Origin of the sequence: Peribacillus sp. NJ11 (genome assembly GCF_030348405.1) — a bacterium.
Taxonomy (GTDB): domain Bacteria; phylum Bacillota; class Bacilli; order Bacillales; family DSM-1321; genus Peribacillus.
The window spans coordinates 2,671,018-2,689,418 of record NZ_JAUCFO010000001.1; the positions used below are offsets into that span (position 1 = coordinate 2,671,018).

Genomic DNA, 18,401 nt, shown 5'->3' on the forward strand with positions numbered 1-18,401 from the left:
TATAAATTAGGAGGAAAATATAATGATGAATGAAAGAGCGCAACAATTAAAACAAAGCTGGGAAAATGACTCACGGTGGACTGGGATTAAACGTCCATATACGGCGGAAGAAGTTATTAAATTAAGAGGTTCCATCGATATTGAACAGACCTTGGCACGCCGTGGTTCTGAAAAACTATGGAATCTATTAAATACAGAGGATTTCATCAACGCATTGGGAGCATTGACTGGTAACCAAGCAATGCAGCAGGTGAAAGCTGGTTTAAAAGCAATTTACCTAAGCGGCTGGCAAGTGGCTGCCGATGCTAACATTGCAGGGCAAATGTACCCCGACCAAAGTTTATATCCAGCCAATTCCGTGCCGCAAGTGGTTAAACGCATTAATCAGACACTTCAGCGTGCAGATCAAATCAGCTTTGCTGAAGGAAAAAGTGATATCGATTGGTTCGCACCAATCGTAGCGGATGCTGAAGCCGGCTTTGGCGGTTCTCTTAATGTCTTCGAATTAATGAAAGGCATGATCGAAGCTGGAGCGGCAGGCGTTCACTTTGAAGATCAGCTTTCTTCCGAGAAAAAATGTGGCCACCTAGGCGGTAAAGTTCTTCTGCCAACCCAAACGGCAGTACGTAATTTAGTTTCGGCCCGATTGGCAGCAGACGTAATGGGTACACCGACTATCTTAATTGCCCGGACGGATGCTGATGCTGCAGATTTGATCACCGATGATATCGATCCGGTCGATGCACCATTCATCACTGGCGAAAGGACTCCAGAAGGATTCTACCGTACCAATGCAGGTCTTGACCAAGCGATTGCAAGAGGCCTTGCTTATGCACCGTATGCCGATCTTATCTGGTGTGAGACTTCTGAACCTAATCTAGCGGATGCCCGCCGCTTTGCCGAAGCGATCCATGCAGAGTTCCCGGGTAAACTCCTTGCTTATAATTGTTCGCCATCATTTAACTGGAAAGCGAAATTAAGTGATGAAGAAATTGCGAGCTATCAAGTTGAATTAGGTAAATTGGGTTATAGATTCCAATTTGTTACCCTTGCAGGATTCCACTCATTGAATCATAGCATGTTCAATCTTGCCCTTGGTTATAAAGACCGCGGCATGGCTGCATACTCAGAACTTCAACAAGCGGAATTCGCCAGTGAATCCGATGGCTACACAGCAACACGTCATCAGCGTGAAGTGGGAACAGGTTATTTTGATGAAGTGGCACAGGTCGTTTCTGGTGGTACATCATCCACTACAGCACTTGCAGGTTCTACTGAAACAGAACAATTCGAGACGTCAAAATAATTTTAGCTTGAAACCAAAAATCCGCCTCGTACCCGAGGCGGATTTTTATATGGAGATGGGAGAATGCTATAAGGTATAAAGGTAGTGGGATTACTTATGTGGTTTTCTTTGTATCCGGTCCGATGATGAAAGCCCATATGGCCTTGAAGACATTGGCACGCTGAAGTGTATTGAATATGACAAGAACGACAGGTCCTGCGATCAGACCTAGGAAACCAATCAATTTGAAGCCGATGAACAAGGCGATGAGAGTGGCAAGCGGATCCAAACCAATACTGGAAGAAAGAACTTTTGGCTCTATTAACTGACGCTGGACAACAACGATTATGTAAAGGACGGACAAACCGATTGCGAGACTTGTATTTCCAGCGATGAATTCAAAGATGATCCAAGGAATGAAAATGGTTCCTGTCCCTAAATAGGGGATGATATCGACCAATCCGCATATCAGGGCAATGGTAATTGAATAATTCACCCCTAAAATGAGAAATCCGATTAGAATCGTAACGGTCGTCAATGAAACAAGAGTGAATTGTGCACGGATAAAACCAAACAAAGCACGTTTTAAATCCCTGAATAAACGCTTGGCACCTGCAAAAATCTTATCAGGCAACACTTTTCCGGTCATGCGCCCAAAGGTATCCCAATCTTTACTGATGAAGAATGTGCCCAGTAGGGTAAAGAGGAGTGCCGTTGCTGTAGTGGGGAACCATCCGATGATTGTCGGAATGTTCTTCAAGAACGCTTGAATGAAGCCGCTTACTCCGGTAGTGATGGATTCACCGATATTTTGGATATTCTTGAGGACTGTATCTTGCTGTTCGATATCCAAATTATTGAACATGGCAGCTATTTGATTATATAAAGGGATGACGGTGGACGCGATGTATGTTTCTATATAGTCCACGATAGTCTCAATGTGCTTTGGTATGACTCCGGCAAGGTAATTGGTCCCTGATATGATCTCGGTAACCAGTAAGGTGATAAGACCCGCAAATAAAAGGAAAATGAGTAAAAGGGAAACGAATACAGCCAATCCCCTTGGCAGCCTTCCTTTCCTTTCGAAAAAAGTGACCAGAGGGTTCATCAAGAAAGCGATTATCAAGGCAATGATGAATGGATATGTATATTTAGATAAATAAAACAAGGCAATTCCACCTAAGATTATCCCTCCGACGACCAGTAAAGAACGAATGAAACGATTTATATATACTGGATTCAAGACATATCCTCCTTCAATCATAAAGTTTGTATTATAATTGTAACGAGTATGGAAAAGAAAGGAAAGATTCTTTCGTCTTTCGCTTAAATTTTTTCCGATGATGCATTGCTCCAGAATTCGATCTTTTCTCAGGAAAGAGGGGAGTTTGTTATGTTAAAATAACAAAAATGACGAAAGAAGGTGAAGGGAGAATGATAAACGGTCCTGTTGTATTTTTAATTTTACTTGCAGCAATCGGTTGGTTTGGCAAAAATACGTCACTGATCATGGCTGCGGGTTTTCTTTTAAGCATGAAACTGATCGGCCTCGATACTAAAGTGTTTCCGTATCTGGAAGCGAAGGGAATAAACTTGGGCGTTACGATCATTACGATCTCCGTACTCATACCCATAGCGAATGGGACGATAGGTTTCAAAGAGCTCGGTGAAGCCATTAAATCTCCTTATGCCTGGATTGCGCTTGCATCTGGTATAGCGGTTGCACTCATAGCGAAAAATGGGATTACCCTCCTATCACATGATCCGCACATTACCACGGCTCTTGTTTTTGGGACGATTCTTGCGGTCGCATTATTCAAAGGTGTGGCTGTCGGTCCGTTAATCGGGGCGGGAATTGCTTATTTATGCATGCAGATCTTCAATTTTTTAAAATGAAGCGTTGGCAAATGATAGATGGGGTCGTCAATCTTGAGAATGAAATTTTCTATCTAATGTTTCATTTATTCTGCTTTGTGGCATTTTTTCAAAATCCCATAAAAAAAAGCAAGAGAATATGTAGCTAATTTTTCTAATAAAATAATAATTTTTTCACATTTTAGGTGCTTTTCATTCCCAAAAAAGTGTTTATTGTTTATAATAATCATGTAACTGCTCTGATTTATTAAAAAGGGATTCAGAATATCATTGATATTTTGAGGAATCTTAAAAAAAAGATGTAGTTATTGAGCAAGCGCTCACTAGGAATAGCTACAAGCATTATTTTTAGATTTTCTTATTAAAGATTATCGTACATTTTACTATTGTTGGGGTCATATTCTGTGAACGCTTCCAATACAAGATGTATGTCTTCTGCTAAAAAATAGATGGTTGTATATAATAGCTAATTCCTTGGAAGCGCTATATTTATACGCAATGAGCAAGGGCATAGGGGAATACTTAGGAAAAGGAGAGATTTAGTATGACAGCAACAAAAGGTCTTGAAGGTGTGGTAGCAACAACTTCATCAGTAAGCTCCATTATCGATGATACATTAACGTATGTAGGATATGACATCGATGATTTGGCTGCAAACGCAACATTCGAGGAAGTAATCTATCTTTTATGGCACGGAGCTCTTCCGAACAAAAGCCAACTAGAAGAATTAACTAAACAACTTGCTGAAAATGCTGAAATTCCAGCTGAAGTGGTTAATCACTTTAAAACATACCCAATTGATAAAGTACATCCAATGGGAGCTCTTCGCACAGCAGTATCTCTTCTTGGTCTTTATGATGAAGAAGCAGATGTAATGAGTGAAGACGCTAACTATCGTAAAGCAATCCGCATCCAAGCAAAAATCCCTACATTGGTAACCACTTTCGCTCGCACCCGTCAAGGTAAAGAAGCGGTTGCGCCACGTACAGATTTAAGCTTTGCTGCTAACTTCTTATATATGTTAAGCGGTAATGAACCAACGGCAATCGAAGAAGAAGCATTCAACAAAGCATTGGTTCTTCATGCTGACCATGAATTGAACGCTTCCACATTCACTGCACGCGTTTGTGTGGCTACTTTAGCTGATATCTATTCTGGCGTAACTTCTGCCATCGGCGCTTTAAAAGGCCCACTTCACGGCGGAGCTAACGAACAAGTCATGAAAATGCTTACAGAAATTGGTACAGTGGATAACGTTGAGCCATATATCAACGAAAAATTAGCCAATAAAGAAAAAATCATGGGCTTTGGCCACCGTGTATACCGTAAAGGTGATCCACGTGCTAAACACCTTAAAGAAATGTCTCAAAAACTGACTGAACTTACTGGACAACCGCAATATTATGATATGTCCATCAAAATTAATGAAATCGTAACTGGTCAAAAAAATCTTCCGCCGAACGTGGATTTCTATTCTGCTTCCGTATACCATAGTTTAGGTATCGAGCATGACCTATTTACACCAATCTTTGCTGTAAGCCGTGCTTCAGGCTGGATTGCTCATATCCTTGAGCAATATTCAAACAACCGCCTTATCCGTCCGCGTGCAGAGTACGTTGGACCAGGTATGCAAAAATACGTACCGATCGAAAAACGCTAATTAAAAGTTTTTCGAGAAAATATTTTTTATTTCAACGAATTTGTAGTAAATTAATAGATGTGAGTAAAAAGGGTTAGTGGTTCTGCCTCATTTAATGGCAGGCCATCTAACCTTTGAATTTGAATCGGAGGTAAGAGACATGACACAAAGCCAAAAAATCACAGTTACTAACGGTGCTCTTAACGTACCAAACAACCCAATCGTTCCTTATATTGAGGGAGACGGAATCGGTCCTGATATCTGGGCAGCAGCTTCTCGCGTTTTAGACGCAGCAGTTGAAAAAGCTTACAATGGCGAAAAGAAAATCGAATGGAAAGAAGTTTTAGCTGGACAAAAAGCATTTGACCAAACAGGCGAATGGCTTCCACAAGAAACTCTTGATGTCATTAACGAATATCTAATCGCTATTAAAGGACCCCTTACAACTCCAATCGGTGGCGGTATCCGCTCATTGAACGTTGCATTGCGTCAAGTATTGGACTTATTCGTATGTCTACGTCCAGTACGTTACTTCGATGGTGTACCTTCACCAGTTAAACGTCCAGAAGACACTGACATGGTCATCTTCCGTGAAAACACTGAAGATATCTATGCTGGTATCGAATATGCAAAAGGTTCTGACGAAGCTAAGAAGTTAATTGACTTCCTACAAACTGAATTCGGAGTTAAAAACATTCGTTTCCCTGAAACTTCAGGTATCGGAATTAAACCGATTTCTGAAGAAGGAACAAAACGTCTTGTTCGCTCTGCACTTAACTATGCGATCAAAGAAGGCCGTAAATCATTAACGCTTGTTCATAAAGGTAACATCATGAAATTCACGGAAGGCGCATTCAAAACTTGGGGTTATGAAGTTGCAGAACAAGAATTCGCTGAAAAAGTGTTTACATGGAACCAATATGACAAAATTAAAGATGCTGAAGGCACTGAAGCTGCTAACAAAGCACAATCTGATGCTGAAGCTGAAGGCAAAATCATCGTTAAGGATTCCATTGCTGATATCTTCTTACAACAAATCCTGACTCGTCCTAAAGAGTTTGATGTTGTTGCAACAATGAACTTGAACGGAGATTACATTTCTGATGCATTAGCTGCACAAGTTGGCGGAATCGGTATCGCTCCAGGAGCAAACATCAACTACGAAACTGGACATGCCATTTTCGAAGCAACTCACGGAACGGCTCCTAAATATGCTGGCCTTGATAAAGTTAACCCATCTTCAGTACTTCTTTCAGGCGTTCTTTTACTTGAGCACCTTGGCTGGAACGAAGCTGCAGATAGCATCACGAAATCAGTGGAACAAACAATCGCTTCAAAAGTTGTTACATACGACTTTGCCCGCCTAATGGAAGGTGCAACAGAAGTTAAATGTTCTGAGTTCGCTGACGAGCTTATCAAAAACCTTAAATAATAATTGCTTACATGCTTTCTGGAAAATTGCCTTAACGGGCTTCTTTCCAGGAGGCTTATATTATATGTGCATGAAAATGTTTAAAGTATTCCAAAAGTATTTACATATTTTAAGGAGGAAATTAACATGTCTAAACGAAAAAAAATCACAGTGGTTGGTGCCGGCTTCACTGGTGCTACAGCAGCATTCCTAGCAGCTCAAAAAGAACTTGGTGATATCGTTTTAGTTGATATTCCACAAGCTGAAAACCCTACAAAAGGCAAAGCTCTTGATATGGCGGAAGCAGGCCCGGTTCTAGGATTTGATGCTAACATCATCGGTACATCCGACTATAAGGATACAGCTGACTCCGACGTAGTGATCATCACTGCCGGTATTGCTCGCAAACCTGGCATGAGCCGTGACGACTTAGTGCAAACTAACCAAAAAGTTATGAAATCAGTAACTAAAGAAGTGGTTAAATATTCCCCGAACACGACAATCATCGTATTGACCAACCCAGTTGATGCAATGACTTACACTGTTTACAAAGAATCAGGTTTCCCTAAAGAACGCGTAATAGGACAATCAGGTGTTCTTGATACAGCTCGATTCCGTACTTTCGTAGCTCAAGAATTAAACTTATCCGTCAAAGATGTAACTGGTTTCGTACTTGGTGGACACGGTGACGATATGGTTCCTCTTGTACGTTACTCATATGCTGGCGGAATTCCTTTGGAAACATTGATCCCTCAAGATCGTTTAGAAGCAATCGTGGCTCGTACTCGTACTGGCGGCGGAGAGATCGTAAACCTTCTTGGGAACGGAAGCGCATATTATGCACCAGCTGCGTCTCTAGTGGAAATGGCTGAAGCGATTCTTAAAGACCAACGTCGCGTTCTTCCATCCATCGCTTATCTTGAAGGCGAATACGGATTCGAAGGAATCTACCTTGGAGTGCCAACTGTACTGGGCGCGAACGGTATTGAACAAATCATCGAACTTGAATTGACTGAAGACGAAAAAGCGGCACTTTCAAAATCAGTTGAATCTGTTAAAGCAGTAATGCAAGTTCTTCAATAAGGGATAGTGAAAACAATCTCTTGATCAGACTGCCCGGATACTGGAAGGGAAGGCCAAGGCCCCTTTCCAGTATCCGGGCAGTTTTTTTATCGGCTTAAAAAGGCGGCGGGAACCACTCTAGCGAGGTGCTGAATGTAGGAATAACTTTCTAAGTGTTTTTTTTATGTGTAAATTTCATATAATATTCTTTATAATGGAAGTGGATGAGTAGACTGAATTTGGTCTATGGGGTAATACATAATTCAGGAGGATCTAATGTCAAAGAAAATTCTCGTAGTGGATGATGAACAATCAATAGTTACCTTACTTCAGTACAATTTAGAACAAGCGGGCTATTCGGTGATTACGGCCTTGGATGGGGAACAAGGGCTCCAGGCTGCTGTGGATATACGCCCCGATTTAGTGGTATTGGATTTGATGCTGCCTAAAATGGATGGGCTTGAAGTATGCAAGGAGCTTCGCCAGCAAAAAATCAATATACCGATCTTGATGCTGACGGCAAAGGACGATGAATTTGACAAAGTGCTGGGACTTGAACTTGGAGCGGATGATTACTTGACCAAACCATTCAGTCCACGGGAGGTAGTGGCCCGGATTAAAGCCATATTAAGAAGATCCCAGTTTCAAGCGAACGGCAGTGACTCAAGTCAGGATCAGGAAGATGGTCTCTTGAAATTAGGGGAATTGAAGGTATTCCCGGAACGATACGAAGCATTCTTTGATGAACAGCAATTAGAATTGACTCCAAAGGAATTTGAATTACTTTTATACTTGGCGAAGAATAAAGGAAGAGTGCTGACGAGGGACCAACTGCTCAGTGCGGTATGGAATTATGATTTCGCGGGAGATTCACGAATCGTCGATGTGCATATTAGCCATCTGCGTGAAAAAATAGAGAAGGATACAAAAAAACCTCTATATATTAAAACGATAAGGGGCTTGGGGTATAAGCTTGAGGAGCCTAAAAAAGAATGACGACCTACCGTAAAAAGCTCTTATATACCCTCATCACGCTAGTGATGGTCGTCCTGATGGCCGTGGGCTTTTTATTAGGACATTTGTTCAAAAGTTATTATATTAAAACGTTCAATGAGCGTATACAGAACGAAACATTTTTCATTTCTACATATATTCAAGAGCATGGGGGGATCGTGTCTTTTTTGGAAAAAGGCAAGACGGCAAAACTGACACCCCTTTTAGATTCGAACTTAACCATACTCTCCACGAATGGGGAAATATTATACGATTCGACATCATCCCATGAAATACTTAAAAGTCATGCCAATGTCCTTCGAAAAATAACTTTGGAAAAAGGGCTTAAGCATGGGGAAGGGTATGAAGTGGTTGAAGGGGAATCGGACCTCCATTATTATTGGAAGACGGTTGAAAAGGATGGCGAGATTGAAGGTTTTGTCGTTCATAGCAATGAAATAGAGGCCATCAATCAAGTGAATAAACAAATGTGGCAAATATTGATCATTTGTTTAGGAGTCGCCCTGATCATCATTCTCATGCTTGCGAGTAAAATCACTTCATATTATACCCGTCCGATCGAGGAAGCGACGATGGCAGCCATTGAACTGGCAAAAGGGAATTATGGAACTCGGACATTCGGGCGACATTCAGATGAAACGGGAATGCTGACAACTTCCTTGAACATATTGGCGAGGAATCTTCAGGAAACAGAGATAGCGAGGGAAATGAATCAGGATCGTTTGGAAACACTTGTTGAAAATATCGGTAGTGGAGTCTTGCTGATAGACAGTAAAGGGTATACCACCTTAATCAACCGTGAATTCAAGAAAAGCTTCCATGTAAACGCCGCTACGTTTTTGTTTCAGGAATATTACTCGGTCATTAAAGATCAGGAAGTGATTGCCATCATCGAAGAGATCTTTCGAACGGAAAAAACGATAAAACGCCAGGTGAAGATACCACTTGCCATCGAACGTAAACATTTTGAAATTTACGGGGCTCCAATCATCGGGAATCATGATGAATGGAAGGGGATTCTCCTCATTTTCCATGATATCACCGAATTGAAAAGGCTCGAACAGATGCGGAAGGATTTCGTGGCTAATGTGTCCCATGAATTGAGAACCCCGATTACATCTATTAAAGGCTTTTCAGAAACTTTGTTGGATGGGGCTTTAAAAGACGAAAAGACCTTAAAGCACTTTTTATCGATTATCCTGAAAGAAAGTGATCGGCTGCAAGAACTTATTCAGGAGCTTCTGAATTTATCTAAAATGGAGCAACAGGAATTCGTTTTGAACGCAGGCGTCGTGGATATTACGAAAGTGCTTGGCGAAATCCAAGAAATGCTTATTGGGAAGCTGAGGGAAAAAGAAGTCTCGCTTGAAATTAAAGCATCACGGGAACCGGTATTCATTGAAGGGGAATCTGACAGGATCAAACAGGTTTTCATTAATTTGATAACCAACGCATTGACCTATACACCTAATGGCGGGAGTGTCACCGTGAACATCTTGGAGAAAGAACAGACGGTTGATATTGCGGTTCAAGATAGCGGAATCGGCATCGAAGAAAAAGAACTGCCGAGGATCTTTGAACGGTTTTACCGGATCGATAAGGCAAGGAGTCGCGATTCAGGAGGAACTGGCATTGGACTTGCGATCGTCAAGCATATAATAGAAGTCCATAAAGGTAAAATCAACGTGGAGAGCACACCTGGAACGGGGACGACTTTTACAGTCACTTTAAATAAAAGCTTAAAAGGAAAAATGTAGTGGGTTTGTCAATTTACATTCCCTTTACAATTTCTTAAAACCCGCTTCATAATGCAGGGGTACAATGGTTGTACAACCCCTCATCCAAGGAGTTAAACATCGACAGAGACACATAGTCTCTGTCTTTTATTTTTGGCTATATTCCCCGGGAACCATTCCTCTATCCTATTTTCTTAGGAAAATATTTGATTTTTATGAAACTTTAGGCCCTTTCTTGCGTAAATAAGATATAACACAGCAAAGAAGGGGTGATACATATCGTTAGCTTAAAAAGGATATATACGATCACGGGACTAGTCTTTCTTATTTTAATTTTGGGTGTAGTTGCGATATCGACCTGGTACACGGTTGATGAATCCGATCAAGCTGTCATAATGACGTTTGGTGAGGTGGAGCAGACGATAACAGAACCGGGGCTTCACTTTAAACTGCCTTGGCCGATCCAATCGGTCGAGAAATTATCGAAAGAAACATTCAGTCTAAAATTTGGATATAAGGAAGAGGATGGAGAGGTGACGGATTACCCGAGTGAGACCAAAATGATTACGGGTGATGAAAATATTGTGCTGGCAGATCTAGTGGTGCAGTGGAAAATAACAGACCCTCCAAAATATCTGTACAATGCAGATGATCCTGAGAAAATTTTATATGATACGACGTCAGCCGCGTTACGGAGCATTATCGGCAGTACGAAAATCGATGATGCACTTACATCTGGAAAAGCGCAAATTGAAGCGGATGTAAGGGATTTGTTGTCACAGCTAATGGAAAAATATGATGTTGGGATTTCCATATCAGCGGTTAAACTCCAGGATGTGGAGCTACCGAATGAAGAAGTTCGGAAAGCATTTACCAATGTAACGGATGCCCGTGAAACGGCTAATACGAAAGTCAACGAAGCGGATAAATATGAAAATAAACGGATGAATGAAGCGGAAGGGGAAAAAGACGCCATCATTTCACAGGCTAATGGGGATAAAGCTGCCCGGACGGAAGCTGCCCGTGGGGATGTTGCGGTCTTTGAAAAATTACTCAGTGAGTATAAGGGCAATAAGGGGATTACGAAGGACCGCCTTATTATTGAGACCCTCGAAGGAGTATTGCCGAATGCGGAGATTTATATCATGAATGATGATGGAAACACAATGAAGTACTTGCCGCTTCGCCCGCTTGAAAAGGAAGAAACGAAAAAAACGCCTGCTCCTGATGAAGCCGCTACACCTGAAGAAGGAACGAAAAAAGGGAATGCATCGGAAGAAAAAGCGACAGGGGAAGGGGGCGTTAAACAATGAGCGGAAAAATAGTAGATTTCTCTGAGCTTAAAAAAGGTGATTTTCATTGGAGAGGCTATGTGAAATTTGGCATTTTCCTGATTATTTTCATCGCGTTGCTGCTAATCATCTTCACCAATGTATATATCGTCAAAGAGGGCGAATATAAAGTCGTCCGTCAATTCGGAGAGGTGGTAAGGATTGATAAGTCCCCGGGATTAAAGGCGAAGGTGCCATTCATTCAGAGTGTGATGACCTTGCCGAAGTATCAGATGAGTTCTGATGTATCTGAAGCGGAAATCAATACGAAAGATAAAAAGCGGATGTTGATCGATAACTATGCAGTATGGAGAATAGAAGATCCGAAGAAATTGATTACAAATGCAAGGACGCTCGAGAATGCCGAAACGAAAATGGAAGAGTTCATCTATTCGGCAGTTCGTTCAGAGCTTGGACAGCTGAATTATGATGAAATCATCAATGATGAGAAGTCATCCAGGGGAAGTCTAAACGACCGCATAACGGATAAAGTCAACGAACTGCTGCAAAAGGACAGTTATGGCATCAGCTTGACGGATGTCCGGATAAAGCGGACCGACCTGCCTGCCGAAAACGAAGCATCCGTCTTCAAGAGGATGATTTCCGAGCGGGAATCGAAAGCGCAAGAATACCTATCCAAAGGTGATGCGAAGAAAAACCGTATCATTGCGGATACTGATCGGAAAGTGAAAGAATTGCTATCGACTGCAGAAGCTGATGCAGAAGTGATCAGGGCTGAAGGAGAAGGGGAAGCAGCGAAAATCTATAATAAGTCGTTTTCCAAAGACCCCGAATTCTATAAACTATACCGGACTCTTGAATCCTATAAAAAAACCATTGGAGATCAAACGGTTATCATCCTGCCGTCGGATTCCCCTTATGCCAGCTTGTTAATGGGAAATACTAAATAACCGCGTCGCCGTCATTTTTCTTTCCGCTTCTACTCATGGTAGAATAGAGAAAGAAAATGAACGGCTTTTTGCGTTTTTAAATAGAAGCTAAAACTACATAAACCTGTATTGACTGGAGGAAGACGGATTTGGATAAAAAGTTAGTACTCATAGATGGAAATAGCATTGCTTACCGTGCATTTTTTGCGCTTCCGCTCTTGAATAATGATAAAGGGGTCCATACGAATTCCGTGTACGGATTCACCATGATGCTCAACCGCATCCTTGAAGAAGAAAAGCCAACGCACATACTTGTTGCATTTGATGCGGGTAAAACGACATTCAGGCATGCGTCATTTAAAGAATATAAGGGAGGACGCCAAAAAACGCCGCCTGAATTATCCGAGCAATTTCCATTCATTCGCGAGCTGCTTGATTGTTTTCAAATAAAAAGGTATGAACTGGAGAACTACGAAGCCGATGATATTATCGGTACGCTTTCTTTACAAGCGGAAAAAGATGGTTTTGAAGTGAAGGTCATTTCCGGTGATAAGGATTTAACACAATTATCCTCCCCTAGTACGACGGTTTCCATCACGAAAAAGGGGATTACTGAAATTGAGGAATACACTCCAAAGCATATACATGAAAAATACGGTCTATCCCCCTTGCAGATCATTGACTTAAAAGGGCTGATGGGAGATGCCTCAGACAATATTCCCGGCATACCGGGTGTTGGTGAAAAGACTGCACTTAAGTTATTGCATCAATTTGAAACGGTGGAAAACCTTCTGCAGTCGATCGATGAGGTAAGCGGACAAAAATTGAAAGAAAAAATAGAAGAACATAAAGACCTGGCCCTATTAAGTAAAGAGCTGGCTACAATTACGAGGGAAGCTCCGCTTGAGGTTTCTGTAAATGAGACCGAGTACAGTGGCATAGATCAGGATCGAGTCATCTCATTCTATAAAGAGCTTGGCTTTTCGACTTTGCTCGATAAATTGGATGTAACGGAAAGTGAACCTCTTGAACAGGAAAAGATAGAGGTTCACAAGGGTGAAATGACAGAAGGAATGTTTACAGATGAAAGTGCTTTATATGTTGAGACTTTAGAAGATAATTATCATCGTGCAGATATTATCGGGATTGCCATCAGTAATGAACAAGGTCATTTTTACTTCCATGGAGATGATGCCTTGAGTTCCGCGGCATTTAAAACTTGGGCAGAGGATGAAACAAAAAAGAAAACGGTTTTCGATGCGAAGCGTACGGTTGTGGCACTCCGTCATCGAGGCGTCGAAATAAAAGGCATCGATTTTGATGTGTTTTTGGCTTCCTATATCCTGGATCCGGCAGAGTCAGTGGACGAAGTGGCCGAAATCACGAAAACTCAAGGTACAATCCGTCTTGAAACCGATGATGTTTTTTATGGGAAAGGTGCAAAACGCAAGATACCTGAGCAAGCTGAACTAAGTGAGCATATCGCCAGAAAATCAAAGGCGATCCTTTCTCTTAAAGAACCGATGATCGATAAGCTGCAAGAGTTCGAGCAATATCATCTATTAACGGAACTGGAGCTTCCACTGTCAATCATCCTGGCGAATATGGAATGGCAGGGCATCAAGGTGGATATAGGCCGGCTGAAAAACATGGGGCAGGAATTAGCCATTCGTTTAAGAACCATCGAAGCGCGAATTTTTGATTTGGCTGGAGAGGCTTTCAATATCAATTCACCTAAACAGCTTGGGGCCATCCTTTTTGAAAAGTTGGAGCTTCCGGTCATGAAGAAAACTAAAACAGGTTATTCGACTTCAGCCGATGTGCTGGAAAAACTGGAGAGCCAGCATGATATCGTTAAGGAAATATTACTTTACCGCCAGCTTGGTAAGTTGCAATCGACTTATATTGAAGGCTTGCTTAAAGTGGTCAATGGTAAATCGGACAAGGTTCACACCCGGTTCAACCAAGCATTGACCCAGACCGGCCGGTTAAGTTCTACAGACCCCAATCTGCAGAATATCCCGATCAGACTGGAAGAAGGCAGGAAAATCAGGCAGGCATTCATTCCTTCCGAAAAGGATTGGATCATTTTTGCTGCTGACTATTCTCAAATCGAGTTACGCGTGCTGGCGCATATCGCCAATGACAGCGGATTGGTGGAAGCATTCCAGGCCGGGATGGACATCCATACAAGGACAGCTATGGATGTGTTCCATGTATCGGCGGAGGAAGTCACTTCGAACATGAGGCGCCAAGCCAAAGCGGTCAACTTCGGAATCGTTTATGGTATAAGTGATTACGGGCTATCTCAAAGTCTTGGCATCACGAGAAAAGAAGCTGGAGAGTTCATCGAGAAGTATTTAAGGAGCTTTCCTGGTGTTCAGGAATATATGGAAGAAAGCATACATGAAGCCCGTCAAAAAGGGTATAGTACGACCCTGATGCAAAGAAGGCGATATATACCTGAGATTACAAGCAGGAATTTCAACATCAGGAGCTTTGCCGAACGGACAGCGATGAACACGCCGATTCAAGGCAGTGCCGCGGATATCATCAAGCTTGCGATGATAAATATGAATAAGCGCCTGAAAAGTGAAGGGCTGAAAACGAGAATGCTTCTTCAGGTACATGATGAATTGATTTTTGAAACTCCTCCTGAGGAACTCGAAATCCTTAAGGTGATCGTTCCTGAGGAAATGGAAAATGCCATTGAATTGAACGTCCCCCTTAAGGTGGATTATGCTTTCGGGCCGACATGGTTTGATGCCAAATAATAAAAGATAGGTGATTGCAATGCCAGAACTTCCAGAAGTGGAAACAGTCAGAAGAACGTTAGAGCAGCTCGTACTCGGAAAAGAGATCAAGGAAGTGTCCGTCTTCTGGCCAAAAATCATTAAAGCGCCCGAGCCTGTCGAACAGTTTCAGGATGCTTTAAGGGGTCAGACAATACAGAGTATAGGCCGTCGGGGAAAGTTCCTCATTTTCACATTGGATGATTATTCGATGGTTTCGCATTTAAGGATGGAAGGGAAATACGGGGTGCATCCAAAAGAAGAGCCTTACGATAAGCATACCCATGTAATCTTTACTTTCACGGATGGCAGTGAACTTCGATACAGGGATGTCCGGAAATTCGGTACGATGCATCTGTTTGCAAAAGGGGAAGAACTTGAGCGGTTGCCGCTATTGCATTTAGGGCCTGAACCGTTATCTGAAGATTTTACTGTCGAGGGGCTTAGTGCGAAATTGGCAAGAACCAACAGGAAAATCAAGCCGGTTCTCCTTGATCAAACGGTAGTTGTTGGGATTGGGAATATATATGTGGACGAGTCGTTATTCCGTTCTGGTATCCATCCGGAGAGAATCGCTTCTTCACTATCATTGCAGGAAATAAAAACGTTGCATGCAGAAATCATTGCAACGTTAGCTGAAGCGGTGGAAAAAGGCGGAAGCACGATTCGTTCATACCTCAACTCTCAAGGGCAAATCGGCATGTTTCAGTTGGAACTGAATGTCTATGGACGAAAGGGCGAGAACTGCAAAACATGCGGCACGCCACTTGAAAAACTGGTTGTTGGAGGACGCGGCACACATATTTGCCCGTTGTGCCAGCCGCTTATTTAGCTAATGTTTTTTCAAACACATCGGATGGGCTCCTTCCATATACTAGGGTAGCAACGAGAAGGGAAGGAGTAATATTCCGATGTGGCTACAAATTATTTTTCTTGCTTTTGCAGTTAGTATTGACGGGTTTGGCGTAGGTTTGACATTCGGTATGCGGAAGATGAAAATCCCCTTAAAGTCAATAGCGGTCATCTCATTTTGTTCTGCATTGAGTTTAGGTATAGCGATGGTCATCGGACAATTCATCAGCCAGCTCATATCTATCGGGGCGGCTGAAAAAACGGGGGGCATCATCCTCATCTTTCTTGGTGCCTGGATGGTATACCAGTATTTTAAGCCTGAAAAAGATCTGAAAGATGATAGATACCATGAAAAGATCATCTTTAATTTTGAAATTAAATCACTTGGGGTAGTCATTAATATTTTACAAAAACCATTGAATGCCGATTTTGATAAATCAGGTACGATCACCGGTATTGAAGCACTTGTTCTGGGGTTTGCACTTTCGCTGGATGCGTTCGGAGCTGGAGTCGGAGCGGCTATGATCGGGATTTCACCGATTATCCTCGCAGGATGCATCGCTGTTATGAGTTCGATTTTCATTTGGAGCGGAATTCAAAGCGGGAAATTGCTTTCAAATAATAAAGTTGTCCAGCATTTGACCTTTCTTCCAGGTGTACTATTGATCATCATCGGTTTATTCAAGTTATGATACGTGGTTTAAAAGGGGGAGCTTATGGGACAAATCATCGGAATCACCGGAGGCATCGCCAGTGGGAAAAGCAGTGTCAGCCTCTATTTACAGGAACTGGGATTCACGATTGTGGATGCAGATCTGGCTTCCCGTGCTGTCGTTGAGCCAGGTGAAGAAGCCTATCATCAAGTTGTGAAGGCATTTGGTGAAGATATCTTATTGAAGGATGGGAATATAGACCGCGCAAAGCTTGGGTCGATAATTTTTCATGATCAGGAAAAGAGATTGCTATTGAATGGCATCGTGCATCCTGCCGTCAGGAATTGGATGCGCCTCAAGACGGAAGAGGCACTCGCTTCAGGGGAAGAAACTGTGTTCATGGATATTCCGCTCCTATTTGAAAGTAAGCTGACATTCATGGTGGAAAAGACGCTTTTGATATATGTGGATGAGCAAGTTCAACTGAAACGATTAATGAACAGGAATGGTCTTTCAGAGACGGAGGCACTTGCCAGGATCCATTCGCAAATGCCCTTGGCCGATAAAAAGGCTTTAGCGGATGCCGTCATCGACAATAATGGAGACATTAATGATACGAAGAAGCAAGTGAAGGCCATACTTAGCGATTGGCATGTCATATAATTGTGATAAAAGGAAGAAACCTCAGGGTTTCTTCCTTTTATGTTGAAAAAATAAGAACAATCCGCATTTTTCTTAGCACAATTCAACTGAATTATGTTATACTAATTACATAAGAAAGGTAATAAGTATAACATTAATATTTTTTGGAGGGTCCGAACAATGAATTCAAGAATAGCGATTAACGGATTTGGGAGAATTGGAAGAATGGTTTTCCGAAAGGCCATATTAGATGAGAGTTTGGACATTGTTGCCATTAATGCAAGCTATCCTGCTGAAACTTTAGCCCACTTACTAAAATATGATACGATACATGGTAAATTCGACGGTATCATTATAGCGGAAGATGATTCACTTGTAGTGAATGGCCGCCGAGTAAAACTAATAAATAACCGCGATCCAAAGCTATTGCCTTGGAAAGAGATGAACATAGATATTGTAATTGAAGCTACGGGTAAATTTAATGACCGTTCTAAAGCGGCTCTTCATTTAGAAGCAGGGGCAAAAAGAGTGATTTTATCTGCGCCGGGTAAAAATGAAGACGTTACCATTGTCATGGGCGTCAATCAGGAAGTGCTGGAAATCGACAAACATTTTGTCATATCCAATGCATCTTGTACAACTAACTGTCTTGGACCGGTTGCAAAAGTGCTTGATGAAAAATTCGGCATAAACAACGGTTTAATGACAACGATACATTCTTATACAAACGATCAAAATAATATCGATAACCCGCACAAAGACTTAAGACGAGCCCGTGCCGCTGCGGAAAGCATCATTCCTACCACCACAGGGGCTGCAAAAGCCATCTCCCTGGTGTTGCCTCAATTAAAAGGCAAACTTCATGGAATGGCGATACGCGTACCGACACCTAACGTATCTCTAGTCGATCTTGTTGTGGACCTAAACCGTGATGTCACGATTGATGAAGTGAACCAAGCGTTCATCGACGCTTCGGAAAATGAACTTAAAGGAATCATGGAATTCACGATGGAACCTTTAGTTTCCAGCGATTTCAAAACTAATCCTCACTCTGCCATCATCGATGGTTTGACAACGATGATGATTGGGAACAGGAAAGTGAAAGTCCTGGCTTGGTATGATAATGAGTGGGGTTACTCCAACCGGGTAGTGGACCTTGTGAAATTAGTTGCGTCCGAGTTGAAAAAAACTTCAGAAGTCGAGTTAACAGTAAAATAAT

General features: G+C 42.0%; 15 protein-coding genes. 14 read left to right on the plus strand and 1 reads right to left on the minus strand.

Features of this window, described 5'->3' with window-relative positions; all coding sequences use genetic code 11:
- The first annotated feature begins 22 nt into the window (after positions 1–22).
- Positions 23–1,306, plus strand: a complete 1,284-nt coding sequence (aceA, locus tag QUF86_RS13175) for an isocitrate lyase (RefSeq protein WP_289334591.1) — start codon at positions 23–25, stop codon at positions 1,304–1,306.
- 94 nt (positions 1,307–1,400) lie between these two features.
- Here aceA and ytvI read toward each other — a convergent pair whose 3' ends face one another.
- Positions 1,401–2,528, minus strand: coding sequence for a sporulation integral membrane protein YtvI (ytvI, locus tag QUF86_RS13180; RefSeq protein WP_289315384.1), 1,128 nt, complete (start codon positions 2,526–2,528; stop codon positions 1,401–1,403).
- 191 nt (positions 2,529–2,719) lie between these two features.
- Here ytvI and QUF86_RS13185 point away from each other — a divergent pair, with 191 nt between their 5' ends.
- From QUF86_RS13185 to QUF86_RS13245, 13 genes are all read left to right on the plus strand, one after another.
- A complete protein-coding gene (locus tag QUF86_RS13185) occupies positions 2,720–3,181 on the plus strand; it encodes a DUF441 domain-containing protein (RefSeq protein ID WP_289334592.1) in 462 nt (153 codons plus the stop codon).
- Positions 3,182–3,704: 523 nt separating this feature from the next.
- Positions 3,705–4,820, plus strand: coding sequence for a citrate synthase (gene citZ, locus QUF86_RS13190; protein WP_289315385.1), 1,116 nt, complete (start codon positions 3,705–3,707; stop codon positions 4,818–4,820).
- A 94-nt stretch (positions 4,821–4,914) separates the two neighbouring features.
- Positions 4,915–6,231 (plus strand): NADP-dependent isocitrate dehydrogenase, encoded by a 1,317-nt coding sequence (icd, locus tag QUF86_RS13195; protein ID WP_289315386.1) that lies wholly within the window; start codon positions 4,915–4,917, stop codon positions 6,229–6,231.
- A gap of 126 nt (positions 6,232–6,357) precedes the next feature.
- Positions 6,358–7,293 carry a malate dehydrogenase gene (gene mdh / locus QUF86_RS13200; RefSeq protein WP_289334593.1) on the plus strand — a complete coding sequence of 312 codons (936 nt, stop codon included), beginning with the start codon at positions 6,358–6,360 and terminating at the stop codon, positions 7,291–7,293.
- Positions 7,294–7,548: 255 nt separating this feature from the next.
- Positions 7,549–8,268 carry a response regulator transcription factor gene (locus QUF86_RS13205; protein WP_289334594.1) on the plus strand — a complete coding sequence of 240 codons (720 nt, stop codon included), beginning with the start codon at positions 7,549–7,551 and terminating at the stop codon, positions 8,266–8,268.
- The gene (gene pnpS, locus QUF86_RS13210; protein WP_289334595.1) at positions 8,265–10,043 is read left to right on the plus strand and encodes a two-component system histidine kinase PnpS; all 1,779 of its coding nucleotides are present in this window, start codon (positions 8,265–8,267) and stop codon (positions 10,041–10,043) included. Before QUF86_RS13205 ends, pnpS begins: the two co-directional genes overlap by 4 nt.
- Before the next feature lie 257 nt (positions 10,044–10,300).
- Entirely contained in the window at positions 10,301–11,335 is a 1,035-nt protein-coding gene (gene hflK / locus QUF86_RS13215) for an FtsH protease activity modulator HflK (RefSeq protein ID WP_289336225.1), read from the plus strand.
- Positions 11,332–12,264: a protease modulator HflC gene (hflC, locus tag QUF86_RS13220; RefSeq protein WP_289334596.1), complete on the plus strand. Its 933-nt coding sequence runs from the start codon at positions 11,332–11,334 to the stop codon at positions 12,262–12,264. The genes hflK and hflC overlap by 4 nt, the downstream gene beginning before the upstream one ends.
- 128 nt (positions 12,265–12,392) lie before the next feature.
- The gene (gene polA, locus QUF86_RS13225; RefSeq protein ID WP_289334597.1) at positions 12,393–15,017 is read left to right on the plus strand and encodes a DNA polymerase I; all 2,625 of its coding nucleotides are present in this window, start codon (positions 12,393–12,395) and stop codon (positions 15,015–15,017) included.
- A gap of 19 nt (positions 15,018–15,036) precedes the next feature.
- The gene (gene mutM / locus QUF86_RS13230; protein ID WP_289334598.1) at positions 15,037–15,867 is read left to right on the plus strand and encodes a DNA-formamidopyrimidine glycosylase; all 831 of its coding nucleotides are present in this window, start codon (positions 15,037–15,039) and stop codon (positions 15,865–15,867) included.
- A 79-nt stretch (positions 15,868–15,946) separates the two neighbouring features.
- Positions 15,947–16,579 (plus strand): sporulation membrane protein YtaF, encoded by a 633-nt coding sequence (ytaF, locus tag QUF86_RS13235; RefSeq protein WP_289315393.1) that lies wholly within the window; start codon positions 15,947–15,949, stop codon positions 16,577–16,579.
- Positions 16,580–16,603: 24 nt separating this feature from the next.
- On the plus strand, positions 16,604–17,203 hold the full coding sequence (gene coaE / locus QUF86_RS13240) for a dephospho-CoA kinase (protein WP_289315394.1): 600 nt from the start codon (positions 16,604–16,606) through the stop codon (positions 17,201–17,203).
- 159 nt (positions 17,204–17,362) lie between these two features.
- Positions 17,363–18,400 carry a glyceraldehyde-3-phosphate dehydrogenase gene (locus QUF86_RS13245; protein WP_289334599.1) on the plus strand — a complete coding sequence of 346 codons (1,038 nt, stop codon included), beginning with the start codon at positions 17,363–17,365 and terminating at the stop codon, positions 18,398–18,400.
- Position 18,401: the final 1 nt, after the last annotated feature.